Origin of the sequence: Guyparkeria sp. WRN-7 (assembly GCF_001641825.1) — a bacterium.
Classification (GTDB): domain Bacteria; phylum Pseudomonadota; class Gammaproteobacteria; order Halothiobacillales; family Halothiobacillaceae; genus Guyparkeria.
In genome coordinates, this window is record NZ_LRFH01000007.1 from 1 (window position 1) to 274 (window position 274).

A 274-nucleotide genomic window follows, 5' to 3' on the forward strand; every position below is an offset into this window, starting at 1 on the left:
CCTCTCCCAGTACGACTTCCCGGGCGACGACACCCCGATCGTCACCGGTTCGGCGCTGAAGGCGCTGGAAGGCGACACCTCCGAGATCGGCGCACCGGCCATCCAGAAGCTGGTCGAGGCGATGGACGACTACATCCCGGAGCCGGAGCGTGCCATCGACGGTGCGTTCATCATGCCGGTCGAGGACGTCTTCTCCATCTCCGGTCGCGGTACCGTCGTTACCGGTCGTGTCGAGCGCGGCATCGTCAAGACTGGCGAAGAGATCGAGATCGTT

At 64.6% G+C, this 274-nt stretch carries 1 pseudogene; it reads left to right on the plus strand.

Annotation, left to right across the window (positions count from 1 at the left end):
• Window positions 1-274, plus strand: a pseudogene (gene tuf, locus AWR35_RS04480) (elongation factor Tu); the annotation flags it as partial.